The organism is uncultured Thalassospira sp., assembly GCF_963976115.1.
GTDB lineage: Bacteria > Pseudomonadota > Alphaproteobacteria > Rhodospirillales > Thalassospiraceae > Thalassospira.
In genome coordinates, this window is the sequence record NZ_CAXBJJ010000005.1 from 217,796 (window position 1) to 242,259 (window position 24,464).

Consider the following 24,464-nt stretch of genomic DNA (forward strand, 5'->3'; position numbering starts at 1 on the left):
CAACCTTAACCATTCAGCATCCAGGACTCTTACCCCAGATGACTTATGACATGCCGACACTTATGTTTCTCGACCGGCCTGACGGATCAAAAATCGCATACCACGCGATCCCCCGCAAGCAGACAGCGACACCAAATGAACAAAAGCCCGGTATCGTGTTCCTTGGCGGCTTCATGTCCGACATGACAGGCACCAAAGCGACGCATTTCGAGGAACATTGTGCCCGGCGCGGGCTGGCTTATACCCGCTTTGACTATTCCGGTCACGGACAATCATCGGGCCGCTTTGCCGATGGTACCATCGGGCAGTGGGCAAAGGATGCGATTGCAGTTCTCGACCATGTCGCAACCGGGCCGCAAATCCTGGTTGGATCATCAATGGGCGGCTGGATCAGCCTGTTAACAGCCCTTGCCCGCCCGGATCGCGTCTGTGGCCTGATCGGCGTTGCCGCCGCCCCCGATTTTACCGAAGACCTGATGTGGGCACACTTTAGCGATGCCCAGAAAAAAACCATCGAAGAAACCGGCGCACTGATCGAACCCACCGACTATGGCGATGATCCCTATACCATCACCCGGGCGCTGATTGTTGATGGTCGCAACCACCTGCTTTTGCGCGCCCCCATCGCGCTGAACATTCCGGTGCGGCTGGTCCAGGGCATGCAAGACCCGGACGTTCCCTGGCAAACTGCCCTCAAACTTGCCGAAACCCTGACCAGCACCGATGTCGAAGTTCAGTTGATCAAATCGGGCGATCACCGCCTGTCCAAACCGGCCGAGCTTGATGCCATCACCCATCATATCGATGTTCTGACAGGATATGCCCCCGCCTGATCCGTGGTCCCAAACAACAAAGTCCCCGCCAAAAGCGGGGACTTTGCACGGCATTTCAACCATAGAAGACGTGGCAATTAAAACTTGATCGCCAGCTTTGCCGACAGGGTGTTGTCGCGGCTGTCCTTGCTCATCTCGCCATTATAATTCAGCGACACCGTTGTATCCTGTGCAACACCAACGCTGACACCGGCTTCAAGCACAGCACTGTCGCGCGCGGAAGAGGCACTGCTCACCGTAAAGGTGTTTGACCCGGCGAACGACACCGTTGAATCCTGTGACATGTCGCCATAGGCATGACGCCAGCCCAGACCCGCTTTCAATTCACCCGACAGCCCCAGAAAATCGATCTCCAGATCATGTGCCAAGCGCAGGCCAAGGGTGCTTGCCAACTGATTGTCGCTTTGCGAACTCGATGTCAGGGCCGCGGCACCGCCACTTTCCTGAAAACCATCGACCTTGGAATGTACAAAGGCAACATTCACATAGGGTTCAAACCGTGATTCCTGATGCTTGATGCGCAATGCCCCTTCAACAAAGAACTGTGTCGTCGAGGCATCATAATCGGCGGTCAGATTATCGGTGAAGCCCGAAAAAGCGACCGAGCGTTTGGAATCAATTCTCTGAAACGCATACAAGGCACCAAAGCGCAAAGAGGTAGCTTCAATTTCCGTGCCGCCATAGGCCGCCAGATAGTAACTGTCGACCATCGCACTTGACGATACATTCTTGTCCTGGATCGAGTCCCGGCCAAAACCGGTCGCCACACCAAAGCGCCAGTCATCTCGCACCAGCGTATCCACACCAACCATCACGCCCCCGCCATGGGTCGTAATCTTGTGGGCATCATTGTCGCCAGATGTTGTGCTCCAGCTGCCAAAATTGCTCATCCAGGCCTGGGTATTTTTTTGCTTGCCCAGCAAACCATCCATATTGTCGTCATTCGACGCCACCAGCGGCGCAGAATTCACACCACCGCCCTGGAAAGAATCGCGGATACGGTTATTCACCGCCGTGCGCGACATCCTGGAATTGGTCACAATCGTCGATGCGGTCGAGGCATGAACTTCACCCGACAACTGATCAAAGGCCTGCGCTGTTTGCCCCGTTTCAAGTTGCACAACAGCATCATAAAGTTTGTTACCATTGCTCAGGCTGTCAACCCCACCTGCCGTGGACCCTTCGTTCGGCGTAGTCGTTTGCTGCGCCAGCGCCTGACCATTACGGGTTCGGGTCAGATAAACTTTATTGTCCTCATAGGTCATCTCATCCTGCAAATAGGCAGAATACTTGCTGATGCGGTTAAACTCCCCGGTCACGCCGGTTGTGGTTGAAACAATGGTGTATTTCTTGTCCACCGCAATGCTGGAATTGTCACCATTCAATGCCGACAGCTTCACCGTTGCATTGTTTTCAATCGTGGCACCGCCGGTGATGGCAATCGAGTCACTAGACGTATCATCGACCTGCACAACATAAACCGACCCACTTTTAAACGTGGTATCTCCCGAAACATTCAGGGTTTCAATGGTGTTCCCGCCGGGGCTGACCGTACCACCGGAATTAACCGACAGTCCGCCAATTGTGCCCTTACCCGTCAGGAATGCCCCGTTATTGATGGAAACGACAGAGGCAATCGAACCCGCAATATTCAGCGTACCACCATTAACCGTGGTTGCCCCTGTATAGGTCGAGGACGTGCCCGTCAGGTTTACCGTCCCGGCCTCGATATCAACGCTACCGGCACCGGTGATATTGGAGGCAAAGGTGTAATCAGTATCGGTAATGTTAAATACGATCTTGCCGGTGCTGGTTTCAGAGCCCGTAAGCCCTGAACCAAAGGCAACCGTGGCTGCATTCAATGTGCCCGCCGCAGCGGCCTCGCTTCCGGCCGCAGCACCGATAATCAGGGTGCCGGTGGAATCGGCAGATTTGGCGATATCAACAGTGCCGTTACCACTATTCACCGTCAAGGTGCTGCTATCGTGAAGAATCAGTGTCGCAGCCGCACTATCCCCTTCAATGGACACAGAAGATGATGCAACGGAACCGGCAACGTTCAGCGTGCCACCATGTATGGTGGTCGCGCCTGTATAGCTCGAGGTTCCGGTCAGTTTAACGGTACCGGCATACTGCTCAACCGCACCTGCACCACTAATGTTCGAGGCAAAGACGTAATCCGTATCGGTAATGTTAAACACGATCTTGCCGGTACTGGTTTCAGCGCCTGTCAAACCCGAGCCAAAAGCAACCGTGGCCGCATTCAGAGTCCCCGCCGCCGCAGCGTTGCTTCCGGCGGCTGCACCAATGATCAGTGTGCCCGTCGAACCGGATGATTTGGCAATATCAAGGGTACCATTACCGTTATTGACACTCACAGAACCGCCATCGGCCAGTGTCAGGGTGCCTGTACCATTGTCCCCCACATAAAGACCGGTCGTAACGTTAAGAACGCCATCGCTTGTAACGGTCAGGTCGCCTGATGCCGTCGAATTGATTTGATCAGGACCGTTGCCATTGGGATCTGTCGAGACCTCAAAATAAACGCCGGAACCAACGGAAAGGGTCCCTGCCACATTGGCTTTTGCCTTGTTCGATACGGTCATAGAACCGGTACCGCGTTGGCCGAGAATGATGTCAGCGTTCGCCGTCAACAAAGAATTTTCGCCGTCTACCGTGAGCGCGCCGCTTGTCCCTGTCGCATGCGCCAAATAAAGTGTTGTCCCGGCCGTGACAGTTCCGCTGTCCTTAATGTCTATTGTGCCCTTACCATTGAAACCGACATAATTTCTTCCATTCAGGGTGGCCGTAGAATTAGTCCCGCTAACAGTTACAACCCCTTCGGAACCAACTCCGAAAGCCAGGACAAAATCACTGCCAGCCTCAGACGTAAGGGACGATCCGCTTAAGACATTGAGATAGCCTTTATTATTACTCTCCATACCCACGAATGTGTAGTGAGCCAGGTTTGCCACCGAACCATTTTTCAGCTCGAAAGTACCTGTTGCGGCACCACCAGCAGATGAACCAATATTCAATTGCCCGTGGGCCCTCTGGAAAAACTTTGCATTATCGATCGTCAGAGTCCCTGTCGATCCATCGCCTACGCCAACAAGAACGTACGATTCGGCATCATAGGTCGCACCATCTGATATGGTCAGAAGACCCGTTGTCCTATTTTTAAGCCCAATCTTTGCCTCGCCATTTCTGGTGAAAAGCGTGGTTCCATTTCCGGTAATCAAGATGGTTGATGTCTTTTCGGCGGACCAACCTATAGCCAGGGAATCGATTGCATTCGCGTTAAGCGTCGCTCCCCCTTTGACGACCAGCGAACGCGGACCATAACCTGGAAGATTGACAGACTCGCTATCAGTGGCAACCGTCACACTGGTTGCATCAACAGTATACGCGCCATCAATAACCAGATCACCACCATTAAAATTACTATCCCAGTTCCCAAGCAGATTGAATTGGGTACTATTCGCGCCGGTCCAATTGGTGTCAGCTGCGTGGACGTCAGAAACCGAAGCAAAAGAAACAAGTGCCGTTGTGGATAACAGCAATAAAGTGGCTGAAATTTTCATTCCGATCCCCGTTTGAATATTTTAAACCCGCGCTGGAGAAATTAAATTTCCACCCCGACAACACAAATAAACACCCTGCCCGCACCTCAAAATGTGCAGGATAAAAGTTGATCCGTGCTCAGAAGAAACCGTTCAACCTATACGCATGATTATATCGCAGGGCATTACAGCCAGTGACAAATCACACGTGAAACCTGATCCCCCCAGATAGGTTTAATCACTTATTTCCAGAAAAAAAACAAGTAAAGAAAATAATCTCGCTTTCAAAGGAAAAATAAAATTTTCTCAAAAACAAGTAAAAACAATCATTTAAGACCCATTAGCAAGAGCAGGAAAACCAATTTTTGAGGGTAGATGACACATACTTAAGATTAGAATTTTAAATTAAATATCGGAAAACAAAAATCTCAAAACTGCAGGGTGAATCGGATTCCGTTCATTCACAAAAAATGGCGCGGCCTGAATAAAACAGGCCGCGCCATTTTTCGATTTTGCACCTAATAAGGGGACACAAGCCCAAATGCAGTTAAGCCAGAACCACGTCATCCCCCTGAACTCGAACAGCCACCGGCTCCAGCGCATCCCCACTGCACGGCCCCGACACACAATACCCGTCTTCAATGCGAAAACGGGCACCGTGGGTGGAACACAAAATTTCACCGCCAAATTCGCTGATGAATTCATCGGATTCAAATTCCAGCGGTACACCGATATGCGGGCAGCTATTGACATAGCCAAACACGGCATCGCCATCACGCACGACAAAAATATTCTGTCGCGCCTCCCCTTCTCCCACAAACAGGCCCTTGGCTCCTGTAGCATCCAGGTCGCTTAACGCGCACAAAATGGTTCCTTCGGGGGCGGGATGGCTCATGGTCTCACACCGCCCATCTCGCAAATCGCCTTCCAGGACGCATCATAAATCGGCAACACCGACAGGCGCGATTGTTTGAGCAAGGCCAAATCAGAAAACCTCGGGTCCGCCTTGATGGCATCCAGCGTCACGGGCCGGGCAAACGGTTTGACGGTTTTGACATCGACCTGCACAAACTTGCCTTTGGCATCGCCTGGGTCCGGGTAGGCTTCACGGACGATCTCAACGATACCGACAATGCTTTTTTCTTTCACCGAATGATAGAAAAACGCCTGATCGCCGATTTTCATCGCGCGCAGATTATTCGCCGCCTGATAATTGCGCACCCCGTCCCAGCCTTCAACATCCTTGGCCACCTGATCATCCCACGACCAGCTTGACGGTTCGGTTTTGATCAGCCAGTACGCCATCGGTCAGAAAACCTTTTTAAACGGCCGGATCACAACCGATTCAAACAGCCCGGCTTTGGCATAGGGATCATTTGCCGTCATGGTTTCGGCTGCGGTCATGTCTTCCAGATCAATGATAAAAACTGACCCGTTCATACCTTCAAGGTCCGGGTCAAGGGTGGGGCCAGCCGCAACAATTTTATCGGCATAACCTTCTTTGACATAGGCCAAATGAGCATCCCGGTTGGCTTTTCGCACATGAAGGTGGCCGGGTTTGTCAACACAACGGATGTAAAACAGCATAGAATTTTCTCCTCTAAAGGAATGATGTGATGAAGATAACACCAAAATGACAGAAGCCGGAGCCAGCCTCAAGCTGTACCCGTCCTTTTCGCATCATGTCCCCCAAAAGGCACTGTGCAACAAAAAGAAACGAAAAGGATCACAGACTCGCTTCCTGCTCGTCCCGAAACGGGCGGTTAAGCAATGTATCAATCGCGCTGCGCAAAGGCGCATGATGGTTTGCCACCTGATTGACCGCATTGCAGATCGGCATTTCAACGCCAAATTTACTGGCCACTGCGCTTACCGAGGCGGCGGTATGCACCCCTTCGGTCACGCTGCGACGCGATGCCAGAATATCAGCGGCCTTTTGCCCCTGCCCCAGGGCGACACCAAAACTGTAATTGCGCGACAAGGTGCCGGTACAGGTCAGCATCAAATCGCCCAAGCCAGCCAACCCCATCAGAGTTTCGGCCCGCCCTCCCATGGCAATCACCAACCGTGACATTTCGGCCAAGCCCCGTGTGACCAGGGCCGCCCGGGCATTATCACCCAGCTTCATGCCCGCCACCACGCCACTGGCAATCGCCAGCACGTTTTTAATCGCCCCGGCCACTTCCACCCCGGTTACATCCGAGCTGTAATAAGGGCGAAACGATGCCGTGCCGATTTGAGCAACCAGATTCTTGCCAATCTTGCGGTCCCGACATGCCAGCGTTAATGCGGCAGGCAAACCTGCGGCAACTTCCCGGGCAAAGGTCGGGCCCGACAAAACCGCAATCGGCACGTCGCCCAACACATCGCGCACCACGTTTTCCATCAAGGCACCGGTGTGTTTTTCAATGCCCTTGGCACAAATAACGGCGGCAACGCCCGGTTGCCATTTATCGGCAATCGCCGTTAGGGACTCGCGCAAAAACTGCGCCGGAGTCACCAGCAGCACGGCATCGGCGCGCAACACATCATCCGCGCTCAAGGTTGCCGTTAACCCGGCAGGCAACGTAATGCCGGGCAAATATAAATCATTTTCGCGGGTTTCGTTCATCCGCGTCGCAAGGTCGCCATCGCGCAACAACATCGTTGCCTGCGCCCCGGCCCGCACCACCTGTATCGCCAGGGCCGTGCCCCATGCGCCACCGCCAACAATTCCTATGCGTTTTTCTGACATGCCGGTTGTTTCCGTCTCTTTAAAGTAAATGCGCCCCCAATCTCCAAGCGCCAAGCTAAAAGCCCGCTGTCAGATTTTAAGCCTTCACCCCGGCACCGGGGCGTTTGGGGGCTTCGGGATCCAGCGGCCAGCGCGGACGCGGTTTGAAATCCAACGCATCTTGCTGGCCCAGCCGGAACCGTTCCAGACCGGCCCACGCGATCATGGCGGCATTATCGGTGCACAGTTCCAGCGGCGGTGCCACCAGCTTCATGCCCGCCTTGTCGGTTAATTCTGTCAGGCGGGTGCGCAAATATTTATTCGCAGCCACCCCACCGGCCAACACCAATGTATTGCCTGCCGGATATTCCTTCATGAATTGGTAAATCGCGTTTTTGCAACGATCCATCAGGGTTTCGCCCACCGCACGCTGAAACGATGCTGCCAGATCGGCCTTCATTTCCAGGGTTCTTTGCGGTACCGGGAAACCGTCCAGATGCACGCGCACCGCCGTTTTCAAACCGGAAAACGAAAAATCACAGCCGGGCCGCCCGCGCAACGGGCGCGGCAGACGAAACCGCAACGGATCGCCCGTTGCCGCCAGCTTTTCCAGTGCCGGGCCCCCGGGATAGCCAAGACCCAACATTTTCGCGGTTTTATCAAAGGCTTCGCCCACGGCATCGTCAATGGTGGTGCCAATGCGTTTATAATGCCCCACCCCTTCAACGATTAAAACCTGGCAATGCCCGCCCGAAACCAGAAGCAACAAGTAAGGAAATGCGACATCATCGGTCAGGCGCACGGTTAAGGCGTGCCCTTCCAGATGATTGACCGCCAGAAACGGTTTGCCGGTGGCAAAGGCGATTGATTTTGCCGTCATGGTGCCGACCATGACCCCGCCAATCAGGCCGGGGCCACCGGTGCAGGCAATGGCATCAAGATCGTCAAATTCCAGCCCGGCATCATCCATCGCTTCGGCCACCAGACGGTCGATATGTTCAAGATGCGCACGCGCGGCGATTTCGGGCACGACCCCGCCATAGGGGCGATGGTCTTCCAGCTGGGTTAAAACGCGATTGGACAAAATTTCGCGTTTGTCATTGACAACGGCGGCGGCCGTTTCATCACAACTGGTTTCAATACCAAGAACGATCATGGATTTTGATATCCGGCTATCACTGATTTGCGCCCGATCAAAGCAGGCCTGTAAACGATGATGTAGCCCAAACCAACGCGCCTTGCCACCCCTTGCAGGATATCGCTACGATCAAATACGGTCAGACCCGGCATTTTCGCTAAACTGACGTGATATAGGTTCTATGCAGGGCGACATTCACAAGGCTAAATACAAGCCTGATCACCGACACGCCCACCACGATAGCGCAACGACACCGTGCAAAACTTGTTTAAACACTGAATTCGGATTACAAACCGGCACCATGACACATACAGCGACAGATACAGCCAAACTTCGCATCGGCACCCGTGGCTCCCCCCTTGCCCTGGCACAGGCGTATGAAGTGCGCAACCTGCTGGCAAAGGCCCATGCCGACCTTTCGGGCGAAAACGATATTGAAATCGTTGTCATTTCCACCGTTGCCGACCGGGTAACCGACCGTGCTCTGTCTGAAATTGGTGGCAAGGGCCTGTTTACCAAGGAAATCGACGAAGCCCAGCTTAAAGGCGAAATCGACATTGCCGTTCATTGCATCAAGGATGTGCCAACCCTCCTGCCTGATGGCATTTCAATGCCCGTGATCATGCCGCGTGAAGATGTCCGCGATGCCTTTATTTCGGTAAAATACAAAAGTTTCGCCGACATGCCGGCGGGGTCTGTTGTTGGCACGGCATCGCTGCGCCGTCAGGCGATGGTGTTAAACAAATACCCGCATCTCAAGGTCGAAACGTTTCGTGGCAATGTGCAAACCCGTTTGCGCAAGCTCGAAGACGGGCAAGCTGATGCCACCTTATTGGCCATGGCCGGGCTTAACCGTTTGGGTCACCCCGAAATTGCCACCCACGTGATCGCCGAAGACGATATGCTGCCTGCCGTTGGCCAGGGGGCCATTGGTCTGGCGATTCGCACTGGCGATGAAAAAGTTGCCAACTGGCTGGCCCCGCTGCATTGCCATCAAACAGACCTGCGCATTACTGCCGAACGTGCCGCCTTGCGCGCGCTTGACGGGTCATGCAAAACCCCCATCGCCGCCCTGGCCGAACTCGATGCCAACGGCACCATGCGCTTGCGGGTTGCCATTATCCGCCCGGATGGCAGTGAATGGCTCAATACAGAACGCGTGCTTGAAAACCCCGATCTGGCCGGGGCCGACAAAATCGGCACCGATGCCGGAAAAGAACTGCTTGAACGTGGCGGCCCCGATTTCATCCTTGCCTGATCAGCGCAGTCTGCCAGCTGGCAAAATGGATCTGAACAACACGGAAGAAACCATGGGGAAAACTGTCCTTAACACGCGACCGGAAACAGACTCGACCGAATTGCGTGCCGCTTTGGCCGAGCGCGGTTACGAAATTTGTTGTGCGCCGATGTTGACGATAGAATTCCCCCCGCTTCCAGACGGTATCAACAGCCTTGATCTTGAAAATATTCAGGCGCTGGTTTTTACCTCGGCCAACGGTGTGCGCGCTTTTACCTGCCATTGTGACCGACGCGATTTGCCGGTACTGGCCGTAGGCGATGCCACCGCCAGCACAGCACACAGTGCCGGATTTAGCGACATCACCAGTGCAGGCGGCGATATTCATGACCTGACCCGGCTGATTTGCAGGCAATTATCGCCCGACAAAGGTGGGCTTTATCACCCTGCGGCGCGCAAAACGGCCGGTGATCTGGGAACATTACTGGCGTCAAAGGGTTATGTCGTAAAGCGCCAGACATTGTACGAAGCCCATGCTGCCGACACATTTCCATCGGCCATTATAGAGCGCATTGTTAATGCCCGGATTGATACCGTATTATTTTTCTCTCCCCGCACGGCCGAAACCTTTGTTAAGCTGGTGGAACATCACAACATAAAAGGGGCAATGGCCAACATGACCGCAATTTGTCTAAGCCCCGCCGTAAAAGACCACCTTGCCAGCCTGCCCTGGCGCAAGGTCGTGGTCGCGGCCCAACCGACACAACAAAGCCTGTTATCAGCACTTGATAACACAATCGCCTGACTGTCCTGCGCCAATGGGCGTATCGGAACAACCGCAAACTGCAATGGTCCGACCGTGAAAAAACCAGAAACGCCAAAACCAGATACGTCCGCGACGCCCGCCAAAGGCCAGGATACGATTTCGATCGACAGCAAAGGCAATGCCAATACCAGTGCAGCGCCCGCGCAAAACACGTCGACGGGCAAGGATAACCCGGCCTCGGCACCCGGTGCGACCAAAACGGCAAGCACAAGCGCGCCCGCAAGTGGCACCAATACAACCAGCACCGGCAAACCGGCCAGCAGCACAGCAAAGCCCGCAGGTGCCGCACCAGTTGGTAACGGGGCAACCGGGGCCGGTGGCAAAAACACCGGCGGCACCAATAACGACGCCGCCCGCCCGGCTTCAGGGGCCAAACCCGGCAAGCCAGCCATCATGGTCGTAATCTGGGCGGTTATCATTGTTGGTATCGTGCTGGCACTGGCATGGGCCAGCCGTGCGTTGTGGTGGCAACAGGCCCAACCGACCCTGTCAGACCTTCTCCCCCAAACCACGATGCAGGCCCTGGCGCCCGAGGCGGAAAATACCGGCAATGTGGCACAAAATGCCGCCCCCGCTGCGACAACGCCCCAAAGCACGGACAACACAGCACCCGCCGCCCCCTCTGGCGATGATGCCAACAGCGATTCCCAAGCCAGCAACAGCGATGGCATGGGCACTATGGGCATGGAGGCGGCCCCGTCTGCCAATGCGACCGCTGCCCAAGCACCTGATGCTGGCGGTGCTTCTGAAAGTACGGGCACCGACGATCAACCGGCCAACAATGTTGTTGTCGCCACCGATCTGGCCGCCCGTCTTTCGCATTTGGAAGGCACAATTGGTGCCCTGCGCGAACGGCTAGATAGCGAACGCAGCGGCGACCTGAATGCGTCTGTTGCCCGTCGTCTGGGCGAACTTGAAACCCGCACCGCCCCGATTGATGACGTTGCCCGGGTACAGGCCGAACTTTCCGGCGTTGCCAAGGAAATGCGCGACCTTACCGCCCGTATGGCAACCGTCGAAGACGAACTGAAAGCCACCGAAGGCCTGCGCATTGCCGGGCGTGGACAGGCGATTGGCATTGGCGTTGCCCTTCTGCGTGATGCCGCCCAGCGCGGCGGTCCGTTCGAAGTTGCCTTAAGCCAGCTTACCCGTAGCGGATCGGACGACGCTATCGTTCAAAAACAGATCGCATTGCTTAAACCACTCGCCAGTACCGGTGCGCCAAAAATTGAACAATTGCGCCAGTCCTTTTCGGCAGCAGCAGAAGAAGCCATCAAATCTGCCAGCGATGATAATGCCGGCGGTATCTGGGATTCGACGGTGGCAAATCTGAAAAAACTGTTCCCGATCCGCCGAATTGATGTGGTGGGCCAGGAAACGCTGGATGGCCGTCTGGTCACCGCCGAACAGGCCCTGGCACAGGATAACCTGGCCAATGCGATTTCCGCCCTTGAAGGGGTGTCAGGCCAAAATGCACAAACCGCCCTTGCCCCCTGGCTCGCACAGGCGCGTGCCCGCCAAACCATCAATCAGGCGATTGATGTGCTCAGCAGCCACGCCATTGGCCTGTTAACCGGCAAGGAAGACAAAACCGGCAACACCCCGCAAGGATCGGAGGAAGCCCAATGATCCGGCTGGTTCTGTTTGTTCTGATCACAGCCGCCCTTGTGACCGGGGCGGTCTGGTTTGCCAATAATCCCGGCACCATGACCGTAATATGGCTGGGCTACCGGTTTGATGGTTCTATCGGCATGGTGGTGCTGGCGATCCTGGCCATGGTCATGGTTCTGGTCGTGCTGTGGCGGATCTGGTTTATCATATCGCGCTCGCCAGGCTGGGTTGGTCGCATGCTGGGCAGCCGTCGCCGTAAAAAGGGCCAACAGGCCCTGACCATGGGCCTGTTGGAACTGGCCTCGGGCGATGTCCGCCAGGCCCTGAAACACACCCGCGCGGTTGATAAATACCTTGAGGACGATACCCTCACCCGGCTTCTGACCGCACAGGCCGCCGAACTGGAAGGCAACAACGAAGCCGCCTACCGCCAGTTTAAAGAAATGCTGAAATCAACTGATTCGGCGTTTTTCGGTCTGCGCGGCCTGTTGCAACTCTCGTTAAAAACAAATGACCGCACCGCAGCCCTTGATTATGCCGAACGTGCACACCGTTTACGCCCGCGCAATCCGTCGGTTCTGGTCACCTATTTTGACCTGCTTTTGGGGGCAAAACGCTGGGATCGGGCCTTAACCTTGCTGGTTGATGCGCAAAAGGCCGAGATTTTCAAGGAAGACGAGCTTTCGCGCCGCCGCGCCCTGCTGATTACCGCCAAGGCTGAAGATGCCGTGCGCGACGGGGAAAACAGCGAAGCCGTCAAACTGTTGCGCAAAGCCCTCAACGCCCATCCCGATTTTAGCGGTGCGGCGATTTTGCTGACCGAACTTTACATCAAGGTCAATCAACCCGCCAAAGCGCGCGATATTATCACCCAAAGCTGGCAAGTCAGCCCCAATGGGGCCCTGGGCCAGCTTTACCTGCAAAGTCTCGATGGCGATGCGCTTGGCAAAGTCAAAGCCGTTGAAAAACTGATCGCGGGTAAAACCGACCACCCCGAAAGCCAGTTGCTGCTGGCCGAGGCCGCCCTTCATGCCCAGCTTTGGGGCATGGCGCGCAGCAACCTGGAAAAGGCCATCGCGCAAAACGCACAGGCCCGCCATTATCGTCTGCTCGCCGATCTGGAATTTGCTGAAAAACAGGACCCGGCCAAGGCGCGTGAATTGCTGGTTAAAGCCAGCCACGCCAACCCCGACCCGGACTGGCGCTGTGGTGCTTGCGGGGCGGAAACCGGCAAATGGTCGGTTATTTGCCCATCCTGCCATTCGTTTGGTGCGATTGACTGGCGCGCCCCCTTGCGCCTGCATAACCACCTGGCCGATCATGGCCATGTGGACACAGTGGGGAAGCCCAATGCCCCGCTGGCGGTTTCAGTTGCAGGCACCACGATTGACGGGGATGAAACAGCCATAACGCAAAAACCTGCCACCAGTTAAAGCCTGCACCCTTAGCAAACAGATTTCACAGCATAAAAACGGCGACCCGATGTCTCACGGGTCGCCGTTTTTAGTCATCCCATTTCTGCCAGATCAAAAATCATCAATGGCGGAAATGGCGCATTCCGGTAAAGACCATGGCGATGTTGTTTTCATCGGCGGCATCGATCACTTCCTGATCGCGCATCGACCCACTTGGCTGGATCACTGCGGTTGCACCGGCTTTGACCGCAGCCAGCAAACCATCGGCAAACGGAAAGAAGGCATCGCTCGAAACGACAGAAGCCTCGGTCCGCACGGTTTCTTCACCGGCGTTTTTGCTGGCTTCTTCGGCTTTCCACGCGGCAATGCGCGAGCTGTCAACGCGGCTCATCTGACCGGCACCAATGCCAACGGTTTTGCCTTCTTTGACATAAACAATGGCGTTTGATTTCACATGTTTGCCAACACGGAAGGCAAACAGCAAATCGTTCAGTTCCTGATCGGACGGCGCCCGTTTGGTCACGACCTTAAGGTCTTCACGCTTCACCCGGCCCGCATCGCGGTTCTGCAACAAATACCCGCCCGACAGTGACCGCAGGGTCATATCGGCTTCTTCGGGGTTGGCCATGCCACCGGTCAGAAGAACGCGCAGGTTTTTCTTCGCAGTCAAAACGGCTTTTGCGGCTTCGTCAGCATCTGGTGCAATTACAACTTCGGCAAACAGCTTGGCAATTTCTTCGGCGGTGGCGGCATCCAGCGTCCGGTTCACTGCAATAATACCACCAAATGCCGATACCGGATCGCATGACAATGCCTTGTGATAGGCATCGATCAGGGTTTCGCCTTCGGCCACACCACACGGATTGGCGTGTTTAATGATTGCGACAGCCGGTTTTTCGGAAAATTCGGAAACCAGTTCAAAGGCAGCGTCGGTATCATTCAAATTATTAAATGACAGTTCCTTGCCCTGAAGCTGGGTTGCGGTGGCAACACCAGGGCGGTTTTTACCATTGGTGTAAAACGCGGCCTGCTGATGCGGGTTTTCGCCATAACGCAGGGTTTGTTTCAGTTCAGCCGATACATTCAAACGCTGCGGGAAGGTTTCCCCCAACTGACCGGCAAACCAGGTTGAAATCGCCGCATCATAGGCCCCGGTGCGGGCATAGGCCTTGGCGGCCAGCGCACGGCGGGTTTCATAGGTGGTTGCCCCTGCATTGTCGCCCATTTCGGCAACCACACGGCCATAATCGGCCGGATCAACGATCACGGTAACCGATTCATGGTTTTTGGCCGCAGATCGGATCATACCGGGGCCACCAATATCGATATTTTCGATGCAGGTGTCATAATCGGCACCCTTGGCAACGGTTTCCTCGAACGGATACAGGTTAACGGCAACCAGATCGATCGGGGTGATGTCGTTATCGGTCATCGCCTGCATATGGCTGGAAACAGAACGACGGCCCAACAGGCCGCCATGAATTTTCGGATGCAGGGTTTTGACACGACCATCCATAATCTCGGGAAAACCGGTATGGGAAGCAACTTCCTTGACCGGAATACCAGCCGCCTCAATGGCTTTGGCCGATCCGCCGGTGGAAAGAATTTCAACACCCTGTTCGTGCAGGGCTTTGGCAAATTCGACCAGACCGGTTTTATCGGAAACAGAAATCAGCGCGCGCGCAATACGAGCAGTCATCGTGGCTTCGCTTTCATGCAGGAACAGAAACAGGAACATGGCCCGGGCGCATTAATCATGGGTCTGCCGTTCTGCCATTTTGCAATTTCGGCAAACACACATCATTAATGAGCCCGGCCCGATTTCGGGCGGAGCAATAGCACGCAACGGGTTAAATGTGGACCCCGAATTGTTGCAGGGCGGCTATCTCGTCACCACAAATAAAACCTGCTGTTTTTTGAGGCAAACCGTTTTAGCCCGCATCGCCAGCACGATTGGCAATTTCGGCCTGCTGTGCGGCCAAAATCGAACTGACACTGATTTCCGGCGGCTGAAATTCCGGCACCAGTTGCGAAATCAGCTCCAGTGTCCGTTCGGAATTGCGTGCCTGCGCACTTTGCGCCAATTGATCAAGCACCGAATTGATCAGGGCATAATCCAGCACCCGGGGGGCCGCCAGCAACACGCCATCGGTTGCCGTGGGGGCGGGCGGTTCAGAATCGTGAAACAATTCTTCATAGAGTTTTTCGCCCGGACGTAACCCCGTTACCTTGATTTTCACATCGGTATCGGGGCGCAAACCGGCCAGCAAAATCATCTGTCGGGCCAGATCAACGATTTTTACCGGGCGTCCCATATCAAGAACGAAAATCTTGCCCCCGGCTGTCATGCCCTGACGGCCCATTTCAGCGGCCTGCAACACCAGTTCAACCGCCTCGGCGATGGTCATAAAGAACCGGGTGATGCCTTCATGGGTCACGGTTAGCGGCCCGCCTGCTTCAAGCTGGCGGCGAAACAGCGGCACAACCGACCCTGTCGAGCCCAGAACATTGCCAAACCGCACCGTGACAAAACGGGTTTTGCCGCGTTCCGCATCGCTTAAAGTTTCCAGGGCCTGACAATAACATTCCGCCAGACGCTTTGACGCCCCCATGACATTGGCGGGGTTCACCGCCTTGTCGGTGGAAATCAGCACCATGGTTTCCACATCAGCCGCACGGCAGGCTTCTGCCACATTGCGCGTGCCAATGGTGTTGGTCAAAATACCTTCATTGGGGTTATGTTCAACCAGCGGCACATGTTTATAGGCTGCGGCATGAAACACAATATCGGGTTTCTCGATGGCAAATACCTGAGCAAGCCTTACCCGGTCGCGCACATCGCCCAGCACGCTATAGCGCGGCAGGTCGGGGTATTTCTCCGACATTTCCATGTCGATTTCGTATAAATTATATTCACCGGCATCAAACAGGCAAATATGGGCCGGGCCATAACTGGCAATCTGGCGCACCAGTTCCGACCCGATTGATCCGCCCGCCCCCGTAACCAACACCCGGCGCCCGGTGATCATTTGGCGCACTTTGTCACGGTCCAGCCGGGCTTCGGGCCGCCCCAGCAAATCTTCAATCGCCACCGGGCGAATTTGCAGCGGATCGGAAACGCCGTCGCGTAAATCGCCCAGTTTGGGCAGGCGCGATAACGTCACCCCCCGGCGGTCGGCAATTTCCACCCATTTGCCAACATCGGGGTGGCGCAAGGCATTGCCAGTTAACACCAGCTTGCGCGGGCGCAGGCCGTGGCGCGCATTTTCCAGCTTATCAAGGGTTGCTTCAAGGTTCTCAACCGTATCAAAAACCTTAACCCCATGCATATTGCGGCCCACACGCCCTTCCGTCAGGCCAACAATGCCCACAACTTCAAACGGGGCCAGCGCAGATCGGCGCGTTTCGCGAATAAAGGCTTCGGATTCATCCCCCGCCCCGATCAGCAAAATGGGAATGCGGCTTTCGCCCTGGCGCGCCATCGCACGCGATACCGACCGGTCCTTGATCACGCGATAAAGCAGGCGCGGACCACCCAGCAATGCCATCAGTAAAAACCACTGAATGATCGGTGCCGAACGCGGCAGCCAGTCCAGCCGGGTGGTTAAAAACAGCACGGCAAACAAGATCGCAATCGCCAGCGTCACTGCCTTGGCAATGCGCGACAGGTCATTTAGCGACGCATAACGCCAAATACCGCGATACAGGCCAAACATCCAGAAAATGCCGCCCGACAGCACAGCAAAGCCCAACGTTGCCAACACCATGTTTTGCGGTACAAAATAAGGCAGAGCATCGCCGACGCGCAAATATAATGCCAGCGGAAATGAAATTGCCGCCATGATCACATCATGGGCAAATGCCACCTGGCTACGCCGTATCAATCGCCACATAAATGTCCCAAACCACTTGCCAATACGCCCCCTAATTCCCGGATCACTCAGAGGCTGCTTTATTTGTATCTTGATCCTGGATCGATCTTTTCGCGCCCTGCCCGGCGCAAGTCAAGCACAGGCCGTATATTGGCATCTTATTCATCCATATACTGATCTGCCCGCCCAACCGGCCAGAACCGCAAAACACCCACCAGCAACAATACCGCAATCAATGCCAGGCCCAAACGGGCAATCACCCCGTCTATGGCACCCGGCAAGGGGGTAAACACAATCGCGATCAGGATCAGGTTTGCCAGCAATATCAGAAAGGAAACCACCCCGTGGCTCATGCCGCGCGCCGTTGCCACCTGATAGGCGTGCTGGCGATGTGCCTGCCAGATTTTTTCACCGCGCATCGCCCGGCGCAACAGCGTACAGGTCGCATCAAACAGATAATAAGCCGGAAAGATCAAGGCTGGCATCCAGGCCCCCCGTGCGGCCATTTCCAATAACAGCCAACCCAGCACATAACCCAGCGGGATCGACCCGACATCGCCCAAAAACAGCTTGGCCGGGTGCCAGTTCCAGATCAAAAATCCCAGCATGATCGCCACAATACCAAGGCCGATCACCCCCAGGTCAATAAATGCCGGGGTAAATGCCAACAGGGAAAGCACAAACACCCCCGCCCCGATTGATCCGGCTTCGACCCCGGAAATACCGTCGATGCCATCCATGAAATTAAACAGGTTCACAAACCAGACCCACGCCAGCACGACGAAAACATGATCCAGCCAAACCGGCACCAGCCCCTGCAATACCGGGCCGTCCAGTGCTGTTACCCCGCATATAACAGCGATAAACTGAAACCCGAACCGCAGGCGGGCGGATAAATCATGGCGATCATCCATCCAGCAAATGGCGGCCAGGCCAACACCAGCGGCCAGCATCAACCCGCGCGGCCAGCCCACATCGCCAAACCAGATTGTCACCCCGCCGACCATCAATAAGACCAGCGGTGTCACCGCCAGCCCGCCGCCACGCGGGGTCGGTACCGCATGGCTGGAGCGATGATTGGGCATGTCGAGAATGGCTTTGTGGCGCAAATATCGCAAAACCGCCCCGGTCAGCAACAACGCTGCAACCAGCAAACCACCGGAAAAACCTGCAAGGGCAGCAAATGACATCAAACAGACCCGCTTTTAATAAGAATTGATTTCTGGATTAGCGATGCCGCCCCCCAACCGCAAGGTTTTTCGGTTTTTTGGCATAAAACCTTACTCAAACAGGGCTGATTTGCGGCCAAGACGCTTTACACCCCCGCCCATCGCGCTTACTTACACGGATATCGTGATCAAGGAGAGACCCTTCCGTGCGTGAAAGCCGTTCAAACCACCCTGGCCGCCGCAGCCCCGATGCCCGCAACTCTGCCGCCCCTGTGGCCGTAGATCCGCGTATGCTCGCCCTTAAAACCCTGCAAGAATTGCGCGGCGGGGAAGTGACGTTAGACGAATTGCTGGCAAAGCACGGTTATGGTCTGCCATCGCGTGATCGCAATTTTCTGCGCCAGTTACTCGGCAGCACCTTGCGCCATCTCGGCGAAATTGATGCCATTCTGGCCCCGCGCTATCACCCGCCCCAGGACCGCACCGCCAACCGCCTGACCAATATTATGCGCCTGGGTGTCACCCAGCTGTTTTTTATGGATGTGTCCGAACATGGTGCGGTTGATAGCACGGTCAACCTGGTCCGCGATGCCGGGTTGCATAAATATATTAAACTGGTCAATGCGGTGCTGCGCGGCCTGCAACGCGACGGCTATGAACTGCCCGAAGGCGTCGAAGACTGGCAGTTAAATATTCCGGCCTGGCTGCGCGGGGTGTGGAAAAAAACCTATGGTGCGGATCGGGCCCGCGACATTGCGCGCGCCAGCCTGGGCCATGCCAAACTTGATATTTCCGTGCGTGACGTCGAAGAACGCGCGCAATGGGCCGAAACACTGGGCGGCACCCTGCTGCCCACCGGCACCATCCGCCTTGAAAGCGGCCAGCGTATTCGCGATCTGCCCGGTTATAAAGATGGCAAATGGTGGGTGCAAGATGCCGCAGCCGCCCTGCCCGCGACCCTGTTTAGTCATTACGATGGCAAAACCATCTATGATTTGTGTGCCGCCCCTGGTGGTAAAACCATGCAATTGGCTGCCCGCGGGGCCAATACCATTGCGGTGGATAAATCCGAAGGGCGCTTGCGCCGGGTATATGAAAACCTTGAACGGGTTGATCTGGGGGCTGCCATTGTCACCGGGGACGCCACCGATCTGGCCGATGATGCGCCAATTGCCGATGCGGTCCTGCTTGATGCGCCGTGCTCGGCCACTGGCACCATTCGCCGCCACCCCGATATTTTGCTGCGCCAGAACGACGCCCTGATGAAATCGCTGTTGCCGATCCAGCAAAAACTGCTGCTTCAGGCTGACCGGGTTCTGGCCGTGGGCGGCGAGCTGATATACTGCACCTGTTCGATGCAGCCCGACGAAGGCGAATTTCAGATCAAATCGTTTTTGGCCGATCACCCCAACTATGCCCGCAAGCCGATTATGGCCGACGAACTGGGGGGCTGGGACGAAGCCATCACAGCGGAAGGCGAATTGCGCATTTTACCGGTTCACATGACCGATCTTGGCGGCATGGACGGGTTTTATTGCGCACGGCTGGTAAAACAGCGCGGATAAGCACTGCAAAACGCCAATCGAAGCCGGTTTAAGTGACAAAGACGGGAATTTGCGCTATAGCAGCCGCCAATTCCCGCTTTTTTCACCGTGTTACGATCAGGACCGTGCTGCGCCATGACAACGCAAAATACCATCAAAATTGCCCCGTCAATCCTGTCTGCCGACTTTGCCAAGCTGGGCGAAGAAGTTGCCGCGATTGATGCTGCAGGTGCCGATTACATCCATATCGATGTCATGGACGGCCATTTTGTGCCCAACATCACCATCGGCCCCGATGTGGTCAAGGCCCTGCGCCCGCACACCGGCAAGGTGTTTGACGTGCATCTGATGATTGCCCCGGTCGATCCCTATATTCAGGCGTTCGCCGATGCCGGGTCCGATATTATTACCATCCACGCCGAAGCTGGCCCGCACCTGCACCGCAGCCTGCAACTGATCAAATCTTTGGGCAAAAAGGCCGGTGTGTCGCTTAATCCGTCGACCCCGGAAGATGTGATCGAATATGTGATGGATCTGGTTGATCTGGTGCTGGTAATGACCGTCAATCCCGGCTTTGGCGGGCAAAAATTCATTCCCGGCCAGCTTGAAAAGATCAAACGCATCCGCAAAATGATCGACGCCACCGGTCGTCCTATCGACCTTGAAGTAGATGGCGGGGTAAACCCCGAAATTGCGCGCGACGTGATTGCAGCGGGTGCCGATGTTCTGGTCGCAGGTTCTGCCACTTTCAAAGGCGGCCCCAGCCAGTATGCGCCCAATATCAAGGCTATTCGCGGGAACTGATCACCAACCAACGATACCAAATTAAAGCAAGGCCAAGTCTTAATGACTTGGCCTTGCTCATTTTCGGGTTAAATATATATCCCGCTATTAACTATAATTATTTATATCTTTTCGGCTGCGCCACCAAGTTCGAGATATCGCATTTTTTTTCCTTGGCCAAAGCAAGTAAATAAATATTTCTGTCTAACAGTGCATTCCCCTCAACGCCGTCAGCATTTTTAAAATCGGCGAGCCCAGGCCAAACCAGCACCCCGAGCAGAACATCTCTACCGTCATCTGAGTTATTTTTCGCTATTTTTTCCGCTGCGGCTCCTGTGTTCGCTTCATATTCTGTGAGAACACTCGCACAAGAAAGCTGAGCATCGCCAGCGTCCTTCATTGAAATCGGATTAGGATTTCGCGTGTTTGCACATGCCCCCAAAACCAATAACAGTCCACATACTACGATTTTCTTCATATCGTCCCCCGACGAAAAACCCAAAAACTAAAGATCAATCTAGATATTTAATTTATGAATATCCGTCAAGAAAATCATAGAATACCTCTTATAATTTAAAACACATATTCTCGCCAAATAAGAAGATATAAATTTATATTGGGTCCTCAAAAATCAATACAGCGCCCTTTATTCTCCCAATCGCCAAAACGGGTGGGTTCGGGGCCTTTGGGGCCGCCAATTTCGCGCTGGGCGGCTTCGCGATAGGCTTTGGCTTCAGCAAGGGCATTAATCGCGTCCTGCGATAAAGCCGGTGCTTCTTGGGCCATGTCGGGCGCGTCATTGGCCCCGGCGACGGTGCTATCTGCTGCTTTTTCGTCATCCTTGTTTGCGGGCGATGCCGCATTGGGGGTCGAACCTGTCGCGCGATGGATAACCGTTTCGCGGAATTTTCCGGCCATGGGAGCCTCCGATCAAAGCCGCGCGGGGCGGCAGTTTTTCAATGCTACCCAACAGATAGCGCCGCAAAGGGCCAACGACAAGCCCCGGCTTATAATCGCTGCCTTGTGATTGCCGCAAACTGGCTCTTTCCAGCGGGGGTGAAAGCCGCTATTTCAAGCGGACGAGCAAAACCAAGGAGAAACCATGCGTTCAATTCCCCAGCGTATCGCCGAAGAACTCTCTGTCCGTCCCGAACAGGTCCTTGCCACCATCGAGTTACTCAATGAAGGCTCGACCGTGCCTTTCATCGCCCGTTACCGCAAGGAAAAGACCGGCGGACTGGACGATACCCAACTTCGTAACCTGGATGAACGCCTGCGTTACCTGACCGAACTGGAAGACCGCCGGGCTTCGGTCATTGAAAGTATTCGCGAACAGGAAAAACTGACGCCGGAGCTGGAAAAGGCCCTGATGGCCGCCGATACCAAAACCCGGCTTGAAGATTTGTATTTGCCCTATAAGAAAAAGCGCCGCACCAAAGCCCAGATCGCGCGCGAAGCCGGGCTGGAACCGCTGGCAGACGGGTTGTATCAAAACCCGCAGCTTGACCCCGAAACCGAAGCCGCCAAATTTATTGACGGTGAAAAAGGCATTGCCGATACCAAAGCCGCCCTTGATGGCGCACGCCAGATTTTGATGGAACGCTTTGCCGAAGATGCCGACCTGGTGGCCCGCCTGCGCCAGCTTTTGTGGGATGACGGCGAAATTACCGCCAGCGTCATTGACGGCAAAGAAGCCGAAGGGACCAAATTTTCGGACTATTTCAGCCATTCGGAAAAGATCAAAACCTGCCCGTCGCACCGCGCTTTGGCCTTGTTCCGGGGCCGCAATGAAGGTATTTTGCAAATTAAACTAACCCTGGGTGCCGAAGACGAAGACCGCCCGCGCGGTGAACCGGGCCGGGCCGAAACCGTGATTGCCGCCCATGTCGGCATTCGCAACCAGGGCCGCCCCGCCGATAAATGGCTGTCCGACACGGTTCGTTTTACCTGGCGGGTCAAACTGTCGCTATCGATCGAACTGGATCTGTTTGGCAATTTGCGCGACAGCGCCGAAGAAGATGCGATCAAGGTGTTTGCCGACAATTTGAAAGACCTGTTGCTGGCCGCCCCGGCGGGCCAAAAAGCCACCATGGGCCTGGACCCGGGGGTACGCACCGGCGTCAAGGTTGCCGTCGTCGATGCCACAGGCAAATTGCTTGATACCGCCACCGTTTACCCGTTCCAGCCGCGTAACGATGTCCAAGGCGCGATCAACACAATGGCCGCTCTGGCGGCAAAACATAAAATCGAACTGATCGCGATTGGCAATGGCACCTTCTCGCGCGAGACAGACCAGCTTGCTGGCATGTTGCTCAACGCCTTTCCGCAAATCAAGGCGACCAAGGTTATCGTCAGCGAAGCTGGCGCATCGGTATATTCGGCATCGCAATTTGCCGCCGAAGAATTCCCCGATCTTGATGTGTCGCTGCGCGGCGCGGCCTCGATTGCGCGCCGCTTGCAGGACCCGCTGGCCGAACTGGTGAAAATCGACCCCAAATCGATTGGTGTCGGGCAATATCAGCATGATGTATCGGATTCAAAGCTGGCACGTTCGCTTGATGCCGTGGTTGAGGATTGCGTGAACGGTGTGGGGGTTGATCTTAACACCGCCTCTATCCCGCTTCTGACCCGCGTTGCCGGGCTTAGCGAAGGGCTGGCGCGCAATATTGTCACCTACCGCGATGTCAACGGGGCGTTTCGCTCGCGTGCGGATTTGCGCAAGGTTGAACGCCTGGGGCCGAAAGCCTTTGAACAATGCGCAGGCTTTTTGCGCATTATCGGCGGTAAAAACCCGCTCGATGCCTCGGCAGTTCACCCCGAAGCCTATCCGGTTGTTGAAAAAATCAGCCGCGAAAGCAGCCGCGACCTTGCCAGCCTGATCGGCGACTCGCCATTCCTTAAAACGCTTCACCCGGAAAAATTCGCCGATGACGTGTTTGGTGTGCCCACCATCCGCGATATTCTGGCCGAACTGGACAAACCGGGTCGTGACCCGCGCCCGGAATTCAAAACCGCGAAATTCATTGAAGGTGTCAATGAAATCAAGGATCTGAAAGTCGGCATGAAGCTGGAAGGCACGGTTACCAACGTCACCAATTTTGGTGCCTTCGTCGATATTGGCGTGCATCAGGACGGGCTGGTTCATATTTCGCAGTTGGCCGACAAATTTGTTGCCGACCCGCGCGAAGTGGTCAAGGCCGGGCAAATCGTTTCGGTGACCGTGATGGAAGTTGACGCGCCGCGCAAACGCATTGGCCTGTCGATGAAATCGGACCCGGATTACGAAGGCGCACAGGACCGCCGCGAACAGCGCAGCCAGCCTGCCGGTGCGCGCAACAGCAATAATGACCGGGGCGGCCAACGCCGACCCGCAGGTCATAACGGCAATAACAACCGGGGCAATAACCGCGATAGCAGCAATTCCCGCGCCAACATGTCGGCGGGCGATGCTGGCGGCAACGCCATGGCCGCAGCCCTGAAAGCCGCGATGGAACGCCGTAAATAGGCTGATATATCCTTGGGCAATAGGCGCAGGGTAAAAATGTGACGGTGGGGTGCATTTTATGGCACCCCGCCGTTATTTTTTGGATGACAGACTGCTAAAGCACATTTCCTTTAATATGACCCATTTTGCCAGCTCAGTCTGCCGCCTGGCAAGGAGAAGTCCGCCGGGCGTAATGGGTTTACGGACAAGGATTTCGACGCGGCCAGGCGGCAGACTGCGCTGGCCCACAGGGTTTGATTTTGGCGGTGTTTGGCG

At 55.2% G+C, this 24,464-nt stretch carries 18 protein-coding genes and 1 pseudogene; 8 read left to right on the forward strand and 11 right to left on the reverse strand.

Annotated elements, in window-relative coordinates:
* Positions 1-50 precede the first annotated feature (50 nt).
* A complete protein-coding gene (locus AAC086_RS07845) occupies positions 51-833 on the forward strand; it encodes an alpha/beta hydrolase (RefSeq protein WP_339777351.1) in 783 nt (260 codons plus the stop codon).
* 77 nt (positions 834-910) lie between these two features.
* Here AAC086_RS07845 and AAC086_RS07850 read toward each other — a convergent pair whose 3' ends face one another.
* From AAC086_RS07850 to tsaD, 6 genes and pseudogenes are all read right to left on the reverse strand, one after another.
* Positions 911-4,417 (reverse strand): autotransporter domain-containing protein, encoded by a 3,507-nt coding sequence (locus AAC086_RS07850; protein WP_339777352.1) that lies wholly within the window; start codon positions 4,415-4,417, stop codon positions 911-913.
* Positions 4,418-4,943: 526 nt separating this feature from the next.
* On the reverse strand, positions 4,944-5,291 hold the full coding sequence (locus AAC086_RS07855) for a Rieske (2Fe-2S) protein (RefSeq protein ID WP_339777354.1): 348 nt from the start codon (positions 5,289-5,291) through the stop codon (positions 4,944-4,946).
* On the reverse strand, positions 5,288-5,701 hold the full coding sequence (locus AAC086_RS07860; protein ID WP_339777355.1) for an EVE domain-containing protein: 414 nt from the start codon (positions 5,699-5,701) through the stop codon (positions 5,288-5,290). Before AAC086_RS07860 ends, AAC086_RS07855 begins: the two co-directional genes overlap by 4 nt.
* Before the next feature lie 3 nt (positions 5,702-5,704).
* Positions 5,705-5,983, reverse strand: coding sequence for a YciI family protein (locus AAC086_RS07865; protein WP_339777356.1), 279 nt, complete (start codon positions 5,981-5,983; stop codon positions 5,705-5,707).
* Positions 5,984-6,051: 68 nt separating this feature from the next.
* Positions 6,052-7,130: pseudogene (locus AAC086_RS07870) on the reverse strand (NAD(P)H-dependent glycerol-3-phosphate dehydrogenase).
* A 76-nt stretch (positions 7,131-7,206) separates the two neighbouring features.
* On the reverse strand, positions 7,207-8,265 hold the full coding sequence (gene tsaD, locus AAC086_RS07875; RefSeq protein ID WP_339777359.1) for a tRNA (adenosine(37)-N6)-threonylcarbamoyltransferase complex transferase subunit TsaD: 1,059 nt from the start codon (positions 8,263-8,265) through the stop codon (positions 7,207-7,209).
* A 283-nt stretch (positions 8,266-8,548) separates the two neighbouring features.
* Between tsaD and hemC the strand changes: the two genes are divergently transcribed.
* Genes hemC through AAC086_RS07895 form a run of 4 tightly spaced genes read left to right on the forward strand, consistent with a single transcriptional unit; the run spans position 8,549 to position 13,354 of the window.
* The gene (hemC, locus tag AAC086_RS07880) at positions 8,549-9,505 is read left to right on the forward strand and encodes a hydroxymethylbilane synthase (protein ID WP_339777361.1); all 957 of its coding nucleotides are present in this window, start codon (positions 8,549-8,551) and stop codon (positions 9,503-9,505) included.
* Positions 9,506-9,557: 52 nt separating this feature from the next.
* Complete coding sequence (locus AAC086_RS07885) at positions 9,558-10,289, forward strand: uroporphyrinogen-III synthase (protein WP_339777364.1); 732 nt, start codon at positions 9,558-9,560, stop codon at positions 10,287-10,289.
* Between the two features lie 54 nt (positions 10,290-10,343).
* Positions 10,344-11,939 carry a mitofilin family membrane protein gene (locus tag AAC086_RS07890; protein WP_339777366.1) on the forward strand — a complete coding sequence of 532 codons (1,596 nt, stop codon included), beginning with the start codon at positions 10,344-10,346 and terminating at the stop codon, positions 11,937-11,939.
* On the forward strand, positions 11,936-13,354 hold the full coding sequence (locus tag AAC086_RS07895; RefSeq protein ID WP_339777368.1) for a heme biosynthesis HemY N-terminal domain-containing protein: 1,419 nt from the start codon (positions 11,936-11,938) through the stop codon (positions 13,352-13,354). The genes AAC086_RS07890 and AAC086_RS07895 overlap by 4 nt, the downstream gene beginning before the upstream one ends.
* A gap of 103 nt (positions 13,355-13,457) precedes the next feature.
* On the opposite strand, the gene purH is transcribed toward AAC086_RS07895, so the two are convergent.
* From purH to AAC086_RS07910, 3 genes are all read right to left on the reverse strand, one after another.
* Positions 13,458-15,035 carry a bifunctional phosphoribosylaminoimidazolecarboxamide formyltransferase/IMP cyclohydrolase gene (gene purH, locus AAC086_RS07900; protein WP_339777371.1) on the reverse strand — a complete coding sequence of 526 codons (1,578 nt, stop codon included), beginning with the start codon at positions 15,033-15,035 and terminating at the stop codon, positions 13,458-13,460.
* 232 nt (positions 15,036-15,267) lie between these two features.
* A complete protein-coding gene (locus AAC086_RS07905; RefSeq protein ID WP_339777373.1) occupies positions 15,268-17,229 on the reverse strand; it encodes a nucleoside-diphosphate sugar epimerase/dehydratase in 1,962 nt (653 codons plus the stop codon).
* A 137-nt stretch (positions 17,230-17,366) separates the two neighbouring features.
* Positions 17,367-18,398, reverse strand: coding sequence for a glycosyltransferase family 4 protein (locus AAC086_RS07910; protein ID WP_339777376.1), 1,032 nt, complete (start codon positions 18,396-18,398; stop codon positions 17,367-17,369).
* Between the two features lie 185 nt (positions 18,399-18,583).
* On the opposite strand from AAC086_RS07910, the gene AAC086_RS07915 reads away from it, so the two are divergent.
* Together AAC086_RS07915 and rpe are read left to right on the forward strand one after the other, a co-directional pair.
* Positions 18,584-19,942 carry an RsmB/NOP family class I SAM-dependent RNA methyltransferase gene (locus AAC086_RS07915; RefSeq protein ID WP_339777377.1) on the forward strand — a complete coding sequence of 453 codons (1,359 nt, stop codon included), beginning with the start codon at positions 18,584-18,586 and terminating at the stop codon, positions 19,940-19,942.
* Between the two features lie 114 nt (positions 19,943-20,056).
* On the forward strand, positions 20,057-20,725 hold the full coding sequence (rpe, locus tag AAC086_RS07920; protein WP_339777379.1) for a ribulose-phosphate 3-epimerase: 669 nt from the start codon (positions 20,057-20,059) through the stop codon (positions 20,723-20,725).
* A 97-nt stretch (positions 20,726-20,822) separates the two neighbouring features.
* On the opposite strand, the gene AAC086_RS07925 is transcribed toward rpe, so the two are convergent.
* Together AAC086_RS07925 and AAC086_RS07930 are read right to left on the reverse strand one after the other, a co-directional pair.
* Entirely contained in the window at positions 20,823-21,182 is a 360-nt protein-coding gene (locus AAC086_RS07925) for a hypothetical protein (RefSeq protein ID WP_339777381.1), read from the reverse strand.
* A gap of 146 nt (positions 21,183-21,328) precedes the next feature.
* Positions 21,329-21,490 (reverse strand): DUF1674 domain-containing protein, encoded by a 162-nt coding sequence (locus AAC086_RS07930; RefSeq protein ID WP_339777640.1) that lies wholly within the window; start codon positions 21,488-21,490, stop codon positions 21,329-21,331.
* A gap of 316 nt (positions 21,491-21,806) precedes the next feature.
* On the opposite strand from AAC086_RS07930, the gene AAC086_RS07935 reads away from it, so the two are divergent.
* Positions 21,807-24,209: a Tex family protein gene (locus AAC086_RS07935; protein WP_339777383.1), complete on the forward strand. Its 2,403-nt coding sequence runs from the start codon at positions 21,807-21,809 to the stop codon at positions 24,207-24,209.
* The last annotated feature ends 255 nt before the right edge of the window (positions 24,210-24,464 follow it).

Bases quoted from the DNA above. Each gene is read 5' to 3' on its own strand.
- AAC086_RS07845 (WP_339777351.1), top strand. From the start codon at position 51: ATGCCGACACTTATGTTTCTCGACCGGCCTGACGGATCAAAAATCGCA.
- AAC086_RS07850 (WP_339777352.1), bottom strand. From the start codon at position 4,417: ATGAAAATTTCAGCCACTTTATTGCTGTTATCCACAACGGCACTTGTT.
- AAC086_RS07855 (WP_339777354.1), bottom strand. From the start codon at position 5,291: ATGAGCCATCCCGCCCCCGAAGGAACCATTTTGTGCGCGTTAAGCGAC.
- AAC086_RS07860 (WP_339777355.1), bottom strand. From the start codon at position 5,701: ATGGCGTACTGGCTGATCAAAACCGAACCGTCAAGCTGGTCGTGGGAT.
- AAC086_RS07865 (WP_339777356.1), bottom strand. From the start codon at position 5,983: ATGCTGTTTTACATCCGTTGTGTTGACAAACCCGGCCACCTTCATGTG.
- tsaD (WP_339777359.1), bottom strand. From the start codon at position 8,265: ATGATCGTTCTTGGTATTGAAACCAGTTGTGATGAAACGGCCGCCGCC.
- hemC (WP_339777361.1), top strand. From the start codon at position 8,549: ATGACACATACAGCGACAGATACAGCCAAACTTCGCATCGGCACCCGT.
- AAC086_RS07885 (WP_339777364.1), top strand. From the start codon at position 9,558: ATGGGGAAAACTGTCCTTAACACGCGACCGGAAACAGACTCGACCGAA.
- AAC086_RS07895 (WP_339777368.1), top strand. From the start codon at position 11,936: ATGATCCGGCTGGTTCTGTTTGTTCTGATCACAGCCGCCCTTGTGACC.
- purH (WP_339777371.1), bottom strand. From the start codon at position 15,035: ATGACTGCTCGTATTGCGCGCGCGCTGATTTCTGTTTCCGATAAAACC.
- AAC086_RS07905 (WP_339777373.1), bottom strand. From the start codon at position 17,229: ATGTGGCGATTGATACGGCGTAGCCAGGTGGCATTTGCCCATGATGTG.
- AAC086_RS07910 (WP_339777376.1), bottom strand. From the start codon at position 18,398: ATGTCATTTGCTGCCCTTGCAGGTTTTTCCGGTGGTTTGCTGGTTGCA.
- rpe (WP_339777379.1), top strand. From the start codon at position 20,057: ATGACAACGCAAAATACCATCAAAATTGCCCCGTCAATCCTGTCTGCC.
- AAC086_RS07925 (WP_339777381.1), bottom strand. From the start codon at position 21,182: ATGAAGAAAATCGTAGTATGTGGACTGTTATTGGTTTTGGGGGCATGT.
- AAC086_RS07930 (WP_339777640.1), bottom strand. From the start codon at position 21,490: ATGGCCCAAGAAGCACCGGCTTTATCGCAGGACGCGATTAATGCCCTT.
- AAC086_RS07935 (WP_339777383.1), top strand. From the start codon at position 21,807: ATGCGTTCAATTCCCCAGCGTATCGCCGAAGAACTCTCTGTCCGTCCC.